Source organism: Algibacter amylolyticus, assembly GCF_014202225.1.
Taxonomy (GTDB): domain Bacteria; phylum Bacteroidota; class Bacteroidia; order Flavobacteriales; family Flavobacteriaceae; genus Algibacter_B; species Algibacter_B amylolyticus.
The window spans coordinates 120,596-139,691 of record NZ_JACHGE010000006.1 but is presented as its reverse complement, the minus strand read 5'-3'; the positions used below and the strand labels follow the sequence as shown (position 1 = coordinate 139,691).

Annotated in this window: 12 protein-coding genes; 11 read left to right on the top strand and 1 reads right to left on the bottom strand. The window is 32.1% G+C overall.

Features of this window, described 5'->3' with window-relative positions; all coding sequences use genetic code 11:
- Nucleotides 1-139 precede the first annotated feature (139 nt).
- From HNQ90_RS12440 to HNQ90_RS18025, 10 genes are all read left to right on the top strand, one after another.
- A complete protein-coding gene (locus tag HNQ90_RS12440) occupies nucleotides 140-1,420 on the top strand; it encodes a sugar isomerase (protein WP_144116360.1) in 1,281 nt (426 codons plus the stop codon).
- 10 nt (nucleotides 1,421-1,430) lie between these two features.
- A complete protein-coding gene (locus HNQ90_RS12435; protein WP_144116359.1) occupies nucleotides 1,431-2,807 on the top strand; it encodes an FGGY-family carbohydrate kinase in 1,377 nt (458 codons plus the stop codon).
- A 70-nt stretch (nucleotides 2,808-2,877) separates the two neighbouring features.
- Entirely contained in the window at nucleotides 2,878-4,167 is a 1,290-nt protein-coding gene (locus HNQ90_RS12430; RefSeq protein WP_144116358.1) for a class II aldolase/adducin family protein, read from the top strand.
- A gap of 11 nt (nucleotides 4,168-4,178) precedes the next feature.
- Nucleotides 4,179-5,327, top strand: a complete 1,149-nt coding sequence (locus HNQ90_RS12425; protein ID WP_144116357.1) for an alpha-hydroxy acid oxidase — start codon at nucleotides 4,179-4,181, stop codon at nucleotides 5,325-5,327.
- A gap of 118 nt (nucleotides 5,328-5,445) precedes the next feature.
- Entirely contained in the window at nucleotides 5,446-6,885 is a 1,440-nt protein-coding gene (aldA, locus tag HNQ90_RS12420) for an aldehyde dehydrogenase (RefSeq protein ID WP_144116356.1), read from the top strand.
- A 182-nt stretch (nucleotides 6,886-7,067) separates the two neighbouring features.
- Complete coding sequence (locus HNQ90_RS12415) at nucleotides 7,068-8,477, top strand: purine-cytosine permease family protein (RefSeq protein ID WP_144116355.1); 1,410 nt, start codon at nucleotides 7,068-7,070, stop codon at nucleotides 8,475-8,477.
- A 228-nt stretch (nucleotides 8,478-8,705) separates the two neighbouring features.
- Complete coding sequence (locus HNQ90_RS12410) at nucleotides 8,706-10,073, top strand: 3-keto-disaccharide hydrolase (RefSeq protein ID WP_144116354.1); 1,368 nt, start codon at nucleotides 8,706-8,708, stop codon at nucleotides 10,071-10,073.
- Between the two features lie 5 nt (nucleotides 10,074-10,078).
- Nucleotides 10,079-11,419, top strand: a complete 1,341-nt coding sequence (locus tag HNQ90_RS12405) for a Gfo/Idh/MocA family protein (protein WP_144116353.1) — start codon at nucleotides 10,079-10,081, stop codon at nucleotides 11,417-11,419.
- Nucleotides 11,420-12,067: 648 nt separating this feature from the next.
- A complete protein-coding gene (locus HNQ90_RS12400; protein ID WP_241678355.1) occupies nucleotides 12,068-13,123 on the top strand; it encodes a site-specific integrase in 1,056 nt (351 codons plus the stop codon).
- On the top strand, nucleotides 13,104-13,271 hold the full coding sequence (locus tag HNQ90_RS18025; RefSeq protein WP_241678354.1) for a site-specific integrase: 168 nt from the start codon (nucleotides 13,104-13,106) through the stop codon (nucleotides 13,269-13,271). Before HNQ90_RS12400 ends, HNQ90_RS18025 begins: the two co-directional genes overlap by 20 nt.
- A gap of 385 nt (nucleotides 13,272-13,656) precedes the next feature.
- Here the strand turns inward: HNQ90_RS18025 and HNQ90_RS12395 are convergent, their stop codons facing one another.
- Nucleotides 13,657-17,694: a hybrid sensor histidine kinase/response regulator transcription factor gene (locus HNQ90_RS12395; RefSeq protein ID WP_144116352.1), complete on the bottom strand. Its 4,038-nt coding sequence runs from the start codon at nucleotides 17,692-17,694 to the stop codon at nucleotides 13,657-13,659.
- A 310-nt stretch (nucleotides 17,695-18,004) separates the two neighbouring features.
- Between HNQ90_RS12395 and HNQ90_RS12390 the strand changes: the two genes are divergently transcribed.
- Nucleotides 18,005-19,084, top strand: a complete 1,080-nt coding sequence (locus tag HNQ90_RS12390; protein ID WP_144116351.1) for a glycoside hydrolase family 88/105 protein — start codon at nucleotides 18,005-18,007, stop codon at nucleotides 19,082-19,084.
- The last annotated feature ends 12 nt before the right edge of the window (nucleotides 19,085-19,096 follow it).

Genomic DNA, 19,096 nt, shown 5'->3' with positions numbered 1-19,096 from the left:
TTTCAAATTGAAGTTTATGGGAGTTTCTTTTTTTCTTAAATTTTAAAATTATTATTCAACTCTATAATTCAAATTAATACTTAAGTTAAGGGCTATATATGTTCGGTATATTACCTTTAAAAAAATAAAATAATACCACATGAAAATACAAAAAGAACAAATCTCAGATTACAATAAAAAAGGTTTAGAAAATCACAATGATAATTTCGATTTTTTAGCTAATAAATTAAGTAAACAAGGACATAATGTTTCTGATATTGTTTCAAAATTAGCTGAATTTCAAGTGGCTATCCCTAGTTGGGCATTAGGTGCAGGAGGTACGCGTTTTGGTCGTTTTTCTTTTTACGGCGAACCTTCAACACTAGAGCAAAAAATTGATGATATTGCTGTTTTACATAGTTTAACTCAAACTGCCGGAGCCGTATCATTACATATTCCATGGGATATTCCTACAGATTATGCTGCTATTAAAGAGCAAGCAGATGCTTTAAATATTAAGTTCGATGCCGTTAATTCTAATACGTTTCAAGATCAGAAAGATGCTGCCGAAACATATAAATATGGGTCGTTAAGCAATATAAGTAAAGCGGTTAGAGAACAGGCCATCCAACATAACCTAGATGTTATTAAAATTGGAGATAAGTTAGGTTCTAAAGCCTTAACGGTTTGGTTAGCAGACGGTTCTAGTTTTCCTGGTCAAAACAACTTTCAAACGGCTTTCCAAAACACACAAGACAGCTTAATAGACATATACAAAGGTTTACCGGACGACTGGAAAATGTTAGTGGAGTACAAGCCATACGAACCAAACTTTTACAGTACAGTTATTCAAGATTGGGGCGCATCATTAATGTTAGCCAATGGGTGTGGGGATAAAGCGTATACATTGGTAGATTTAGGACACCATTTACCTAATAGTAATATCGAGCAAATAGTTTCAATTTTACAATTAAAAGGTAAATTAGGAGGATTCCATTTTAACGATAGTAAATATGGAGACGACGATTTAACTGTTGGAAGTATTAAGCCATATGCACTTTTCTTAATTTTTAACGAGCTCGTTTATGGTATGGAAAACAACCCTCAAAACCCAGATTTAGCTTGGATGATTGATGCTAGTCATAATATTAAAGATCCTTTAGAAGATTTAATTCAATCTCTAGAAGCTATTCAGGAAGCTTATGCAAAAGCGTTATTAATAGACCAAAAAGCATTAAAAGCGGCACAATTGGATAATGATGTTGTTAAATGTCAAGAAATTTTACAAGGCGCTTACCGCACTGATGTAAGACCACTACTTGAAAAAGCTCGCTTAAATAAGGGTGGGGTTTTAAATCCAATAAACGCATACCGATCTTTAGATGTTAGAGGTCATCTTATTAAAGAAAGAGGTAAAAATACTGTAGCCACAGGACTATAATTTTTTAAGGATGAGAACAAAAGTAACCGCAGTTTTTGATATAGGTAAAACCAATAAAAAGTTTTTTCTTTTCGATAAGGATTTTAAAGAAGTCTATAAAGAATATATCTCTTTTGATGAAATTACAGATGAAGACGGACATCCAACCGAAAATCTTCCTGCGTTACAAAAATGGCTTAAGCAGGTATTCAACAGAATTTTAAACGCTAAAGAGTTTGATGTTAAAGCCATTAATTTTTCTACTTACGGAGCTAGTTTTGTACATATAGATGAAAACGGTGAACCTTTAACACCACTCTATAACTACACAAAACCACTGCCGAAAAAAGTAGTAACGGCATTCTTTGATGCGTATGGTCCTAGAGAAGAATTTTTAAAGAATACCGGATGTGCAGATTTGAGTATGCTAAATTCGGGCATGCAACTGTATTGGTTAAAAACCGAAAAACCAGAAGTGTATAAAAAAATTAAGTATTCCTTGCACTTACCGCAGTACTTAAGTTACATTTTTACCGGTATTCCATTAAGTGAATATACAAGTATAGGGTGCCATACAGCATTGTGGGATTATGGTAAAAAAGATTATCATACTTGGGTTTATAAGTCCGAAATCAATAAAATTTTACCGCCTATTGTTTCAACTGAAACAAGTATAAATATGAACTATAACGGAAATCGCATTAAAATAGGTGTGGGTATTCATGATAGTTCTGCGGCATTGCTTCCTTATGTAAGAAGTATTAAAAAGAAATTCATATTAATTTCTACAGGAACGTGGAGTATTGCGTTTAATCCATTTACCAAAAACCCTATTTCCGAAGATACTAATGATAAAGACGCTATTAACTATATGCGTATTAATGGAAAACCTGTAAAAGCGTCACGTTTATTTTTAGGTAACGAATATAAAATACAAGTTGCAAAATTAGATAAGCATTTTGGTGTTAACGACGATTATCATCGCTCTGTAAAGTTTGATTATGATATGTATTCTGAAATCATGAAAGACTTTAAGCATTGCTATAAGTGGGAAGGCTTAACGGACGAAGATATGCCACAGCAAACTCAAATTGCTTATACCAAATATGAGTACGCCTACCATCAATTAATGACCGAATTAGTGTTGCTTCAAATTAAGTGTATTAAAAAAGCAATAGGAAACGATACTATTTCTAGACTTTACGTAGATGGTGGTTTTAGTGATAACGATGTTTATATTAAATTACTATCACATTATTTTAGAGATAAAAAGTTAAGAACAACAAATGCCTCGTTAGGCTCGGCATTGGGTGCCGCAATTTCTATATCGGATACCAAGTTAAATTCTAAATTTCTTAAAAAAAACTACGCACTAAAAAAGCATGTGCCTTTTATAATTAGCGGTTAAATGTTTTTAAAAAAGGAGCGTAAAAAGCAGCAGTTTATAAAACAAATATTCCAACTCCAAATCATTAAAAATGTCTAAAAACATAAAATTAATACACCCCAGAAATCAGATTACAGAAATTATAGATAGAATTTATAAACGGGGAATGACTACAACCTCTGGAGGTAATATATCTATTATTGACGAGCAAGGCGATATATGGGTAACACCATCGGCAATCGATAAAGGCTCTTTAAGACCATCGGATATTATTTGCGTAAAAAAAGACGGAACTATTATTGGTAAACATAAACCCTCGTCAGAATTTCCATTTCATAAAGCCATTTACGAAGCAAGACCAGATATTAAATCGGTTATTCATGCGCATCCACCTGCACTAGTTTCTTTTAGTATTGTTCGCCAAATCCCTAATACTAATATTATATCTCAAGCAAAACATATTTGCGGACCAATTGGTTATGCTAAATATCGATTACCAGGAAGTGAAGACTTGGGTGAGGTTATTGCAGACGAATTTAATAAAGGATACAAGGCGGTTATTATGGAAAACCATGGTGTGGTTTTAGGTGGTAGTAATCTAACCGATGCTTTTGAACGTTTTGAAGCCCTAGAGTTTTGTGCTAAAACGATATTGTACGGTTCTCAAATAGGAACACCAAATTATTTAACCGATGAGCAGATAGATGAGTTTGAGGCTCAAGCTACAGGAGTTTTACCAGAAATGGAATCGACTTCCTATCCTGCAGACGAAGTTGAAAAACGTTTAGAAATTTGCAAGATTGTTCAACGGTCTTGTCAGCAAGGTTTAATGATAAGTTCGTATGGTACAGTGTCTATGCGTTGGAAGGATAATGACTTTCTTATTACGCCAACAGGTGTAAATAGATGGGACTTAGAAATTGATGATATTGTCCAAATAAAAGATGGTAAACGCGAAGCAGGAAAAAAACCTAGTAGAGCCTCTTGGATTCATCAAGAAATATATAATCGTAACCCAAATGTTAATTCCATAATCATGACGCAATCGCCATATTTAATGGCATTTGGAGTAACAAATAGCTATTTAAATGTGCGAACAATTCCAGAAAGCTGGATCTTTTTACAGGACATTAATGCTGTAAAATATGGGAATCATTTCAGAAAAAATTGTAGCTCAGAAATTGTAGATAATTGTGATACCGCATTAATAATAGAAAACGACTCGGTAATAATTACAGGCGATAAATTATTGCAAACTTTCGATTATTTGGAGGTAGCAGAGTTTAGTGCAAAGTCTATTGTTTTGGGTAATTCGTTAGGAGAATTAGTGCCTATTAATGATGAACAGGTAGAGGATTTAAGAAAAAAGTTTTTATCATAAAAAGAAATATTATGGCTATAAAGTTTGATACCCGTTATCCCTCAATAGATGATTTGAGAACGAGAGCTCAAAAGAAAATACCAAAATTTGCATTCGAATATTTAGATGGTGGTTGTAATGAAGATGTGAATTTAATACGAAACACTTCAGAACTTAGAGATGTTCAATTAAAACCAAATTATTTAAGAGCACATCATGGGTCTTCATTAAAAACAAAATTGTTTGGAATGGAGTATGATGCACCTTTTGGAATAGCTCCTGTTGGTCTTCAAGGTTTAATGTGGCCTAACTCGCCAGAAATTTTAGCTAAAGCGGCTTTCGAACATAATATACCTTTTATACTTAGTACGGTTACAACAACAAGTATAGAGCGTGCTAGCGAGTTAACTGAAGGCAAAGCTTGGTTTCAATTATACCATCCTACAGAAAATGCCTTACGAGACGATATTATTAAACGAGCAGAAGCTGCAGAATGTCCTGTACTTGTTATTTTGTGCGATGTACCTACTTTTGGTTTTAGACCTCGCGATATAAGAAATGGGCTAGCAATGCCGCCTAAAATGAATATATCTAATATTTTACAAGCTTTTGGTAGGCCAGATTGGGCGCTTCAAACGCTTAAGTATGGTCAGCCTAATTTTGCAACGCTTAAACCTTATATGCCTAAAGGTTTAGATTTAAAACAATTAGGTAAATTTATGGACCAGACCTTTAGCGGGCGATTAAATGAAGAGAAAATTAAACCAATTCGCGATATGTGGAAAGGAAAACTGGTTTTAAAAGGTGTGGCTTCAGAGTATGACGCAGAAGAAGCAATAAGGCTTGGTATTGATGGAATAATTGTTTCTAATCATGGTGGGCGCCAATTAGATGCAGGAGAATCTACAATTAAACCGCTTACAACAATTGCAGAAAAATACGGAGACCAAATTGAAGTTATGATGGATAGCGGTATTCGTTCTGGGCCAGATGTAGCTAGAGCCATGGCAAGCGGAGCTAAGTTTACCTTTATGGGGCGCTCCTTTATGTACGGAGTCTCTGCACTTGGTAAAAAAGGAGGAGACCATACCATATCTTTACTAAAAACAGAATTACAGCAAGTTATGGAACAATTATGTTGCGAAAAAACTACAGATTTTCCATATCATTTAGTGCCATAATAACTATTAATATTTGCTAATTATAATTTATGATATGCTTTTAGAAACCATCTAAAAGAGTATTGTACGGCAATACTATTGACTTTTTTTAAATATAAATTAATCCTATTTAAACCTTATGAAACATTATAAACAGTATATAAACGGGCAGTTTATAGCTTCCAATGCCACATCGGTTATTGAAATACTTAATCCGTGTACAGAAGAAATTATTAGTACTATCTCTACAGGTACTGTGGAAGATGCTAATCATGCCTTAGAATCAGCACAAAAAGCTCAACCGGGATGGGAAGCTTTACCAGCAATTAAAAGAGCGGCCTTTTTACATAAAATGGCAGATGTTATTAGAGAAAACAGAGTGTTTTTAGCAGAAACATTATCTAAAGAACAAGCTAAAGTTATTGGGTTAGCACAAGTTGAAATTGATGTAACAGCCGATTATTTTGATTATAATGCGGGTTGGGCAAGACGTATTGAAGGTGAAATTATTCAAAGTGATCGAGAAAATGAACACATTTACCTTCATAAAGTCCCAATTGGTGTGGCTGTTGGTATTTGCCCATGGAATTTTCCGTTTTTCGTAATGGCTAGAAAGGTTGCCGCGTCTCTTATAACGGGAAATACTTGCGTTATTAAACCTAGTTCTGAGGCTCCTAATACCGTTATGGAATTTGCAGAATTAATTCAAAAAATAGATTTGCCTGCGGGCGTTTTAAATTTTGTTTGTGGATCGGGTAGAACTGTGGGTAATGCGTTATCAAAAAGTGCTATTACAGGTATTATTAGTTTAACAGGTAGCGTGGGTGCTGGCCAACAAATTATTAGTGCCGCGGCCGAAAACATTACTAAGGTTTCTTTAGAATTAGGAGGAAAAGCTCCTGCAATTGTTTGTGCTGATGCCAATATAGATTTAGCTGTAAATGCCATAGTGGCGTCTAAAGTTATTTTTAGCGGACAGGTTTGTAACTGTGCAGAGCGCGTTTATGTGGAAGACCGTATTTATGATGAGTTTGTCGATAAATTGACTAAAAAAATGAGTCAAGTAACAGTAGAGGATGCTTTAACAGGAACTAATGCAGATATGAGTAGCCTAGTATCTAAATCTCAAATAGATAAAATTTCTGAAATGGTAGAATTTGCTAAAAAAGAAGGCGCAGAAGTTTTGGTAGGAGGAAAACGCGACGAGAAATTCGATAAAGGGTATTTCTACAAACCAACACTTTTAACGAATGTGTCTCAAAACATGGAGATTATTCAAGAAGAAGTATTCGGACCTGTTTTGCCGGTCATGAAGTTTGGTACATTAGATGAAGCCATTGCATTATCAAACGATTGCCAATTTGGACTTACATCTTCTATATTTTCTGAAAATTATAATAACATTATGCGTGCAACAAATGGACTGCATTTTGGTGAAACTTATGTAAATAGAGAACATTTTGAAGCCATTCAAGGTTTTCATGCTGGTTGGAAAAAATCTGGAATAGGTGGAGCAGATGGCAAACATGGTATGGAAGAGTACTTGCATACTCGCGTAGTTTATGCGCAATACTATTAAATAATATATTTTTAAAGTAATTGTAAAAAACTCAGCTAAATTTTGGCTGAGTTTTTTTTATGGTATTTTATTACGGCACAGTACAGGATAGAGTTATAATTTGTACAGTATATTTTCGTGAGTATAATTTAGTAACTTTATTAAAAAGTTAATTATTAAAAAAACTAAACTAAACCGCAATTATGACGCAATATCATCAAGAAGAAGACATTTTACAAGAAGCTTCGGGAGGAGAATTTGAAAGAACTCCTGTACCACAATCTAAACTAAAAGGCTGGAAAAGTTTTATAGGTATGTATGCTGGCGAGCATGCTGCAGGTACAGAATTTATGATTGGGCCTCTTTTTTTAACTGCTGGGGTTAGTGCCTTCGATTTAATTATTGGGTTATTAATTGGAAACCTTTTAGCGGTTTTAAGTTGGAGATTTTTAACAGCGGAAATCGCTGTTAAAAACAGATTAACACTATACTTTCAATTAGAAAAAATTTGTGGTAAAAAGTTGGTAACGGGCTATAATCTTGCTAATGGTATATTATTTTGTTTTTTAGCTGGATCTATGATAACCGTTTCTGCAACGGCAGTTGGTATTCCTTTTGATATGCCAATGCCTAAGTTAGATGATACGCTTCCTAATGGAATGACGTGGGTTATTATAGTTATAATAATAGGTGCGGTTATATCTGTAATTGCAGCCAGAGGTTACGATACGGTTACAAAAGCAGCAAACTGGATGTCTCCTGTAATTGTACTAGCTTTTGTTACCTGTGGTATAGTTGCTCTTGGTCAACTAGGAGTGGATAGTTTTTCAGACTTTTGGAACATTTGGGGAGACGGTGGAGAGCCTTTTCCGGGACAAACAAAATTTACATTTTGGCATGTTGTTATTTGGTCTTGGTTTGCTAATGGCGCCATGCATATTGGTATGTCCGATTTATCTGTGTTTAGGTTTGCTAAAAAAGCTAAAGCAGGTTGGGCAACAGCTGCAGGAATGTATGTAGGTCATTATATGGCGTGGATAGCCGCCGCATTGTTATATGCAGTTTATTTAAAATCTCCCGAAGCACAAGCATTTTTATCAACTAACTCTGCACCACCAGTGGCTCCAGGTCCTATGGCCTATAACGCTATAGGAGTGTTTGGAATTATTGCAGTAGTACTTGCAGGATGGACTACCGCAAACCCAACAATTTATAGAGCAGGTTTAGCATTTCAGGCTATTTTACCAAAGCTTTCAACGGCTAAAGTGACTATTTTGGCAGGTTCTATTGCTACAATTGCAGGGTTGTTTCCGGCTTTTGCAATGAAATTATTAGGCTTTGTGGCTTTATACGGTTTTATATTGGCTCCTTTTGGTGCAATTATAGTTTTTGAACACTTCTTCCATAAAAAGGCGGGTATTATCAAGAATTATGCAGAAGTAGCTAATCTTTCATTTAATAAGTCTGTGTTTTGGGCATGGGCCATAAGCTTTGGGGTGTTTTATTTTATATCCATTCAATTTGATGTGTTTTTATCTTTTGTAACACTTCCTGCTTGGTTATTATGTGGTATTTTATTTTTAGTTTTAAGTAAATATTCTCAAAAACAATAAGTGTACAAAACACTTAAATAATTATATAAAAGAATCATATACATTAGTTTATGATTCTTTTTTTTAACCATTTTTTTCAAAATTACATTGTAAGGATTTAGTATGCTATCCTTTATTTTCGGGGGTACATGTTATTTTTTAATAAATAAAAGCCACTAGTACAGGATAGAGAATAATAGTAAATACTATAAATTGTTTTAAATTTTTAATCATTAAATAAAAAAAAGTATGTTGAAATTCAGGAATTGGGCTTTATTGGCTTTTGCGGTAACTTGTTTTACAGGTTGTTCGGGAGATAAAAAAGACAAAACACCTTGGGAAAATTTAATAGAAAATAACACCTTAAATGGGTGGAACATAAAGGGAGGTAAAGCGACCTATAGTATAGAAGATGGTGTAATTACTGGAACTACAGTAAAAGAAACTCCTAATACCTTTTTAACAACAAATAAATTTTACGATGATTTTATTTTAGAATTAGAGTATAAAGTAGATTCCACAATGAATTCCGGAATCCAAATTCGTAGTAATAGTTTTCCTCACTATCAGGACGGAAGAGTACATGGTTACCAAGTAGAAATCGATCCATCTAAAAGAGCTTGGAGTGCTGGTATTTTTGATGAGGGGAGAAGAAAATGGTTAAATACATTAGAAGGTAATGAAGAAGCTCAAAAAGCATTTAAACAAAATGATTGGAATCATTATAGAATTGAGGCGATTGGAGACACCATAAAAACGTGGATAAACGGTGTGCCTGCTTCTTATTTAATTGACGATAAAACGGCTTCTGGATTTATAGGATTGCAAGTGCATAGTATTCACGGAAAACAAAAAGAAGGCACGACAATTTCATGGAAAAATGTAAAAATTTTAACTAAGGATTTAGATAAGTATACCAAAAAAACACCATTACAACCCGTAATTACTAAAAACAAACTAACATTGGACGAAAGTAAAAAGGGATGGAAAATGCTTTGGAACGGAAAGACAACTAAAGGGTGGCGAGGTGCTAAACTAGAATCGTTTCCTGATAAAGGTTGGGTAATAGAAAATGGCGAACTTATTGTTTTATCTTCTGGTGGAGCAGAATCAGCAGCAGGCGGCGATATTGTTACTACAGAGTTGTATGGCGATTTCGAATTAAAAGTAGACTTTAAATTAACTCAAGGTGCTAATAGCGGTATAAAATATTATGTAGATACAAACCTTAATAAAGGTCTTGGATCTTCTATAGGCTTGGAGTATCAAATTTTGGACGATGCAATGCATCCAGACGCTAAACTTGGAAGTCATGAAGGTAGCAGAACGGTATGCTCTTTATACGATTTAATTCAAGCCAATCCTGAAAAACCAATTAAGCCAATTGGAGAGTGGAATAGCGCTTATATCATTTCAAAAAACAATCATGTGGAACACTGGTTAAATGGGATGAAAGTTTTAGAATACGAACGAGGAAGTGCAGCGTTTTTAAAGCTTGTTTCAGAAAGTAAATATGCTAAATGGCCAAATTTTGGATTGCTAGAAAAAGGACAAATCTTATTACAGGACCATGGCGACCGTGTAGCATTTAAAAACATTAAAATTAAATCCTTATAAGCATTATGACATCAAGACGAAATTTTATAAAAAAAACAACTTTAGCCGGAGCAGCTGTTACAATAGGACATTCAGCTATGGCAATGAGCGCTAAAAGTTACAATAACATTGTGGGATCTAATGAGCGTATACATGTTGCTATAGCTGGGTTAGGACGAAGAATGACTGCTTTTAAACAACCCATAGCGTTAAAAGAAAGTAATGCTAAACTTTTATATTTGTGCGATGTTATGGAAAGCCAGCGTGCAAAAGGTTTAAAGGCCTTTAGAGAGCATATCGATTATAATCCAATATTGGAAAATGACATTAGAAAAGTTCTAGATGATAAAAATGTAGATGTTTTAATTAATGCAACACCAGACCATTGGCATACACCAGGTTCTATAATGGCCATGAAAGCAGGTAAACATGTGTATGTCGAAAAGCCTTGTAGTCATAATATGTATGAAAATGAGCAATTGGTAAAGGCATCCAAGCATTTCAATAAAGTGGTGCAAATGGGGAATCAGCAACGCTCCTCAGGGCACACCATCGAGATTATAAATGAAATTCATAATGGTGTTATCGGTAAACCTTATAAAGCTGTAGCATTTTACAATAATGGTAGAGGCCAAGTACCTTTGCAAAAAAACGCAGCGATTCCTCAAGGTTTAGATTGGGAATTGTGGCAAGGACCAGCACCAAGGCGCGATTACACATCGGAAACATGGGATTATAATTGGCATTGGTATGGCTGGGAATATGGCACTGCCGAAGCTGGAAATAACGGAACTCATGAGTTAGATGTAGCACGTTGGGCATTACAAGTCGATTTTCCGCAACACGTTTATGTGGAAGCAGAAAAGCGCCATTTTTTAAATGATGGTTGGGAAATGTATGATGATATGGAAGCTACCTTTAAGTTTAAAGATAATAAGGTTATAAAGTGGGATGGGAAATCACGAAATAGCTATAAAACATACGGCACAGGGCGAGGAACAGTAATTTATGGTACAGAAGGTTCGGTTTTTGTAGATCGAGGTAAATATATGCTATACGACCGCAGAGGTAAACTAGTTAAAGAATATAATTCCTCATCAAATGAAGCAGGAACTGCATTAGGTGGCGGTGGCGATACCACTACAAAACACGTTATAAACCTTTTTGATACTATTAGAGGCAAAGCTAAATTAACTGCTCCTATAGACGATGCAAGCATAAGTATGGCTATGGTGCATTATGCTAATATTGCCTATAGAATAAATAGCGGATTTGATATCGACAACCAAACAGGAATGATGTACAATAGAGAAGCAATGAAACTGTGGTCACGTACTTATGAAGCTGGATGGGATCCTGTATTTTAATAAGTAACAATAAAAATGAAAAAAGCTCATAAACATAAAGTTTATGGGCTTTTTTTTGTGTAATTTAAGTTATTTGCTATGGAGAATGAGCAACTATCCATAAAAATGTTTATATAGTGTTTATAGTCATAAATTAGAACATCAAAATTGAGTATTTAAATAGTTAAATAAATCAATTGAGGATACTTGTATATAGTTGAGATAGGTAATTTTTTTTTTCAAGGGAATATTAAGTGTTGTGGTTATGATTAAAATTATTTAGAGTAACATTGATTATTAATTTGTAGATGCAGAATACCTACCAATTTTTGTTATGTAGTAGATAATTAAATTTAAAGAGGTTTGTGTTTGTTTGATATGGCACAATAAAAAAAAGGTCATTTGTTGTACCTAAAATAAAAAAGCTGAAGACGAATCTTCAGCTTTTCCTTTAATTACCTTGTAGCGAGAGCGGGGCACGATCCCGCGACCTCCGAGTTATGAACTCTAAGCGGTATGAAGTAAAAATCATTATAGCATAGTAAAACACACTGATTTATAGTTATTTAATAATATTTGATATTGTTTTATATCAAGCAATATCAATAAATGTTGTACCTATGTTGTACCTAAAATGTTTATCTTTAGAATATTATAAATTCTAAAAACATGTCATCAGTAAAAGCAGTTCTAAGAACAAAACCTAATTCTCAGAAATTATTTCCTATTGCAATACGGATTATTAAAGATAGAAAAACTTCTTTTCTGTATACAGGTCAATACATCCATAAGAACCAATGGGACCAAAATAAGGGACAGGTGAAAAAATCGCATCCGGACGCTTTAAATATTAATCAACTAATATTTAAAAAACTTTCAAAAGCAAATAGGGGATTATTAGAGGCAGAAATTAAAGATGAATACCTGTCATCTATAAGTATAAAAAATAAAGTAATTAAAACTCATTCTGGTGAATTTTTTAATGTAGCAAAGATATATTTAAAGAATATTGAGAATAGAAATAAATCTCATCAATTAGCCATTGAATATAAGAGGATAGAAGTATTTAAAGAATTTCTTGAAAGGGATAAACTGTTTTTCAATGATTTGAACATTGAATTACTTAAAAAGTTTGAAAATTATTTAATAATTAAGCTTAATCTTTCTAGGCGCACAATGGTGAATTATATGATTACGATTAGGACTATTTTCAATCTTGCAATAAGAAATTCATTTACTGATATTAAGTTATATCCGTTTGGCAAAGGAAAATATTCTATTAAGTTTCCAGAAACAAAGAAAATAGGATTGAATACTAATGAAATAACCCTACTAGAAAACATTCAAAACATAACAGTAGCACAAAAATATGCACTTTCTGCATGGTTATTGAGTTTCTATTTTGCAGGAATTAGGGTTAGTGATGTACTTCAATTAAAATGGGAAGATTTTTTAGATAATCGTTTGTATTATAGAATGAATAAGAATGGTAAATTAGTTTCACTAAAGGTGCCAGAAAAAGTTCAGAATATTCTTGATAGACTTGAAAGGGATAAAAACTCAATCTATCTATTTAAAGAGTTAGAGGGGGTCAATATAAGTGATAATAAAAGATTACGAACAAGAATAAAGACTGCAACCAGAAATTTTAATCGAAGATTAGAAATAGTAGCTGAAAAGGCTGGTATTGATAAAAAAACTGAGCATGCATATAGCAAGACATAGTTTTGGGAATATTTCTGGAGATAGAATTCCAATACAAATGCTTCAAAAGTTATATAGGCATTCTTCAGTAACAACTACGATTTTGTATCAGTCGAATTTTATGCAAAATGAAACGGATGCTGCATTAGAAAAAGTTATTGATTTCTAAATTCTTTCGAAAATTGTTTTTAGGGTCGGGAGAATGATTAACTATCCAGATGCTATTTTTTATAGTATTTATAGGGCGTTACAAGTGGTATGGCTTTTTACGTACGGAATTGCGTACCTCTCTTTGTTTTTTTATTTTCTTAAATCAATTTTTGTTTTATTTGAATGAATATTTCACTGAGCTTGTTTGTATTTCTTTCCGAATACTGGTGTTCAAAAATCTGTTCAGTTTAGTGTCCATTAGTGAGTAAAATAATTTTATTTAATAATAGTTGATTAACATTTAGTATCGCTTTATAGAATTAACCATTCTATATGTTAAGTAATAACAAATTAGCTGCTCAAATACCATTTCTTGTGGAAACGCAAAAATGATTTTAAGTAGTTTAAACATAGTCAGGTTTAACGCCGAATTTTTGAATAAAGCATTTTCTGAAGTAATAAAAGTCATTAAACCCTACTTTTTCAGATATTTCGTTTATCGAATATTCTTTTTCTTTTATTAATTCTAATGCTATAGATAAGCGGTAGTTCTTTATATAATCATTAGGCGATGTATTTGTTATCACTTTAATTTTTCTGAATAAAGTAGATCGACTCATGGCTAAGTCACTTGCCATTTTTTCAACACTCATATTTGTGTCAGATATGTTACTTTCAATATAAGAATTAGCCTTGTCGATAATTTTTCTATCATGTATAGAAAGTTTTTCTATTAAAGAAGAATCCCTATAATTGGCATTATATTTATCAACTATGGTTTTCTTTAAATTAATAAAATTTCCTATTGTTTTTATTAATATTTCTGGATTGAATGGTTTATTGATATATGAATTTGCACCTGAGTCGAACCCTTCTTTAACATCTTCTTCAAAGGTTTTGGCTGTAAGCAGAATAATAGGGATATGGCTAGTATTAATTTTGTTTTTTAATGTTTTGCATATTTCAAAACCATTCATTTTGGGCATCATAACATCTGATACTATAATATCTGGGTTCATTTTATTTGCGATGTTTATGGCTTTCTTGCCGTTTTCTGCTGTTAAACAATTAAATTCTTTAGAAAGGAAGGAAACCATCCAATTTAAAAGTTCTTCGTTATCATCTACAAGTAAAACTGTATTTTTATTCTTGATTATTTCTAGCTTATTCTCTTTAATTTTATAGGCTATTTTTTCGGTTTTCTGCTTCTCAATTGTTTCACTTTTAAACACAAACTCCTCTGAATTGTAGTAATCTTTATTTATAGGTAAAGTTACCGTAAATCTGGTGCCTTTATTGTGCTCACTTTCAACTTTAATGCTTCCTTTATGCAGAAGAACAAGACTTTTAACCAAAGATAAACCAATGCCGGAGCCTAAATGTTTATTTTTTGAATCATCGACTTGGAAAAAGCGATTAAATATTTTAGGAAGCAAGTTTTTTGTAATACCAATACCACTATCTTCAACAGTAATAATTACTATTTGTTCTTTTTTATTTATTTTACCTACCGAAAAAGAATTATGAAGTTTAGAAATTTGTTTTAGGGGCTTTTCACTTAAATTGACTAAAATTGGAGACTCATTTAAATTGAATTTAATAGCATTCGATATTAAATTGCGTACTATTTTGTTTATCACATCTCTGTCTATAAATATTCTATTTTCAAAAGTAGAATTGAAAGTTATGTTTGTATTGCTATTTGCAGATGGATTGTTAAATGAGTAACAGATATTTTCTATAAAAGCATTAATGTCTGTTCTAAATAGTTTTAACGATTTAGCATTTTTTTCTATTTTTCTAAAATCTAAAATTTGATTAACAAGTTCCTTTAAGTAATTGGTGTTTTTTTCTGCTATTAATAGATTTTCTGTAATTTCATTGTTGTTTGAAATTGATAAAGCATGATGTATGGGGCCAGAAATAAGTGTTAATGGGGTTCTAATTTCGTGCGAAACATTTGTGAAAAACATTAGTTTTTCTTCCTGTAATTCCTTGTCTTTTATTTTTTCTATTTTTTCTAATTCTAATTCATGTAGAATTTTTTTTCTGTCTTTATATTTTTTTCTGACTAGCATAACTATGCAAGCTCCTAGAAAAAAGTATATCGCATATGCAAAATTAGATTTCCACCACGGTGGAAGTATATTTAATTCTAACTCTAAAGGAGAATCCACCCAAACACCGTCATTATTGGATGCTTTGATGGATAAAATATAACTCCCCGTATTTAGGTTGTTTATATTTATAATTGGACTATTTCCGTTAATAATTGATTCATTATCCTTAGATAAAACCCATTCATATTGGTTTTTATTTGGTATAATATAATTTAAAGCTGCTGCAGTTAGGGTTATGTTTTTCTGGTAATATTTTAAATCTATTCTTTTTTTAAATGTAATAGTTTCAATATCTAATCCCGTACTATCTTTTGGTAAATAGTTTTTATTGTCAATTTCAATTTTTGTAAGTACTATTGGCGGTACGTATAAGTTTTTTTCTAATTTTGAAGAGTGAAATTTTGTAAATCCTTCATTTCCACCAAACCAAAGTGTATGGTCTTTAGATTTATAACTCGATTTGTTTATAAACTCGTTACCTTGAATTTTATATTGTTGATCATAAGTTTGAATCTTGGTAAAGTCTTTGGAGATATGAGATAATCCTTCAAAAGAGCTAACCCAAATAGAATTATTTACACCTTCATTTATTGATTTCACATTTATATTTAAGGTTTCTAATTTATGGATAGTATTGTTCCCATTAATTAGGTTTAAATGCGTTAATTTTAATAAGCCATTTGATGTACCTATCCAAACATTATCGGTTGAGTCAATAAATAGGTCATTTATTTCGTAAGTAGAATTTTTTAGTGGATTGTCTTGTATTTCAATAAATTGATTCAGGTTAAAATTATAAATAAAGATATTATTGGTAGAGCAAATAAACATTATGTCCTTTTTTTTCCAATATGTTATAACTTTAGTTTTACTTTTTAATTCATCTGGTAATAATCTTTTTTCTAATTGTAATGTGTTTTCATTTAAGAAGAGTAGTCCTTTAGTATTTGATGCGAGCCATAACATGCCACTCTTATCTTTTTGAATTCCATAAACTGAAAAGTTTTGAAATAGTTTTTTTTCAACTAGTCCAGAATCCTCATTAAATAAAACAAGTCCATAATCATCTTTTCCTAAGTCATGGCTACCAAGCCAAAGGTGATTTTTATCCTTTTTATAAACTGCCTTTATATGGCTAGATAAATTTGAGTTTACAAAGTTCTTAAACTTTCCATTATTAAGTAGTGATATACTTTTTCCATCTGTACCAATCCACATACCGTATTCATCTTCATAAAAGGTATTAATTATATTTGATGAAATTGAATTGTTTAAGTTTTCAGAATGTTTAAAGGATTTAAAAGAATAATTTGTAGCATATTTAATATTTACACCACCACTAAATGTACCAAACCATAAATTGCCCGAAACATCTTTAACAATACTGTGTATGGAGTTATGACTGAGACCTACATCATTCTTTTGCTCAGAAAAATAGCCTTTTAATTTTAAAGATTCAGAATTAAAAATATATAATCCATTTGCAGTTCCTATAAAAACCTCACCTTTTTTATTTTCACAAAACGACCTAATTACACCGTTTTTTAAGCCATTTGATTCTCCTGCCAAATAGTAAATCGTTTTATTTTCATTTTTTAAAAACACGGCAAAACCATTCCTGCTGTTACCAAAAAAAAGATTTCCTGAGATATCTTTATAGATTGTTGTAATAGCTGCTACTTTATTAGAATCTATTAAACTTGTTTTTTGAAGTTCATTTTTGTTCTTGTTAAATAGATAAACAAACTTACCCGAAGAAATTAAATATTTACCATCATTAAGCGGTTCTATTTCTAAAATTGGAGAAGTCAAAGGTGTTGTATATTCCCTAAAAATGGGGTCTTTTGGGCTTTTAATAAATAAGCCGGCCGATGTAACTAACCAAAGGGTGCCATTTTTTTCTTTTTTTAACGACCTTACCACTTGTTTATCAAAGCTATATATTATTCCGTTTTGGGTTTTGTAGTTAACTCTAGTAATTGTTTCGTTAAAGGCATTGTAATAGTTTAAACCATTCTCCGTTCCAATCCATAGAGATCCATTTTTACCCGAAAGAAGTTTTGTAATATGGTTAGATGATAAGCTGTTTATATTGTTTTGTTGATGTTTAAAATACGTAAAAGAGTTTCCATCGTATTTGTTAAGGCCATTTTTTCCGGTTCCAAACCACATAAAACCTAAACTATCTTGACAAACAGATAGAACTGTGTTTTGTGATAAACCAGCTCTTGTATTCAGGTTTTCAAAATGAATTTGGGCAAATAAATTACTTGTTGTGTTTAAAACAATAATTAAGAAGGCGCTATGAATAAATTTGTTCATTCCTTTATAAACTAGTATTCTCAAATTTAGTTAAAAAAACATGAAGCTTTTAACTGCTCATGCTGTCAATTAACAAAGATTTATAAAATTGATTTTCTGTGTGTTTTAATTTGTTGATTTTCAAACCAATATAGGTTAAGGTGAAATTTAAATATTAAATTTTGAAACAAATAACCGAATATTTGGTCAATTTTTTTAATAATTATTTGATTTGACACAATTAACTAATATTTGGAATTTGTCGTCATTTAATTTTCGTTTAAAATATTCACATTTGTAATTCTACAAATTAGTTAAACAATATTTTAGCATGAAGTACTTGACAATTATTTTACTATTCTTTTTAGTTCTTTCTAGTAAATGTGATAAAGAATATTTGAAAAAAGAAACGATTATTTTAAATATGCAGAAAGTTGCTGATTACGAGTTAGCAAATCCTTCAAGAAATAACATAAAGAAAAATAATGATTTTGATAATGGATGGGTTCCGTCAACCTTTTATATATCCCTTGTTCCTTTATATGAGGCGACAAACAATGAAAAGTATTTAAATGCTGTTGAAGATTGGGGAAATTCGTTTGATTGGGATTGTGCTCCTCGGTTAAGACATGCAGATGATTTAGCATGCGGTCAAGTATTCTTAGATTTATATAGGCATAAAAAAAATGTTTTCTACGTTGAAAAATTAAAAAAACGTATGGACTCCCTTATAGTAACAGCAATTCCAGGAAGAAAAGACTGGTCGTGGTGCGATGCTTTATTTATGGCTCCTCCTGTTTATATGATGTCCGGTGAAATTTTAAATGATCAAAAATACTTTGATTACTCCGATAAAATGTTCTGGGATGTGTATGATTATTTATATGATAAAGATGAGAACTTGTTTTACAGAGATGCTCGATTTTTTAATAAAAAAAGTCCTAATGGTGAAAAAGTTTTTTGGGGGCGTGGTAATGGTTGGGTGATTGCTGGTTTAGCTAGACAAATCCCTTTTATTAATGATGAGGAAATGAAGCAACCCTACATAAACTTATTTAAAGACATGGCAAAAAAGATTGCTAGTTTACAACAAGAAGATGGCATGTGGAGAAGTAATTTACTTGATCCAAATGACGTTCCCAAAAAAGAAACATCAAGTTCTGCATTTAATGCGTTTGCTTTGGCTTGGGGTATTAATAATGGTTTGTTAGATGAAGAAAGTTATAGACCTGTAGTTGAAAAGGCGTGGGTGAGTTTATCACAATGTATAAATGAAGAAACCGGTATGATAGGATGGGTACAACCTATAGGAGCAGCACCTGGCGATACAGATAAAAATACGACCATGGCTTATGGTGCTGGTGCTTATGTGTTATTAGGAACTGAAATATTGAAATTAACTAAAAACTAACTATAACTAAAT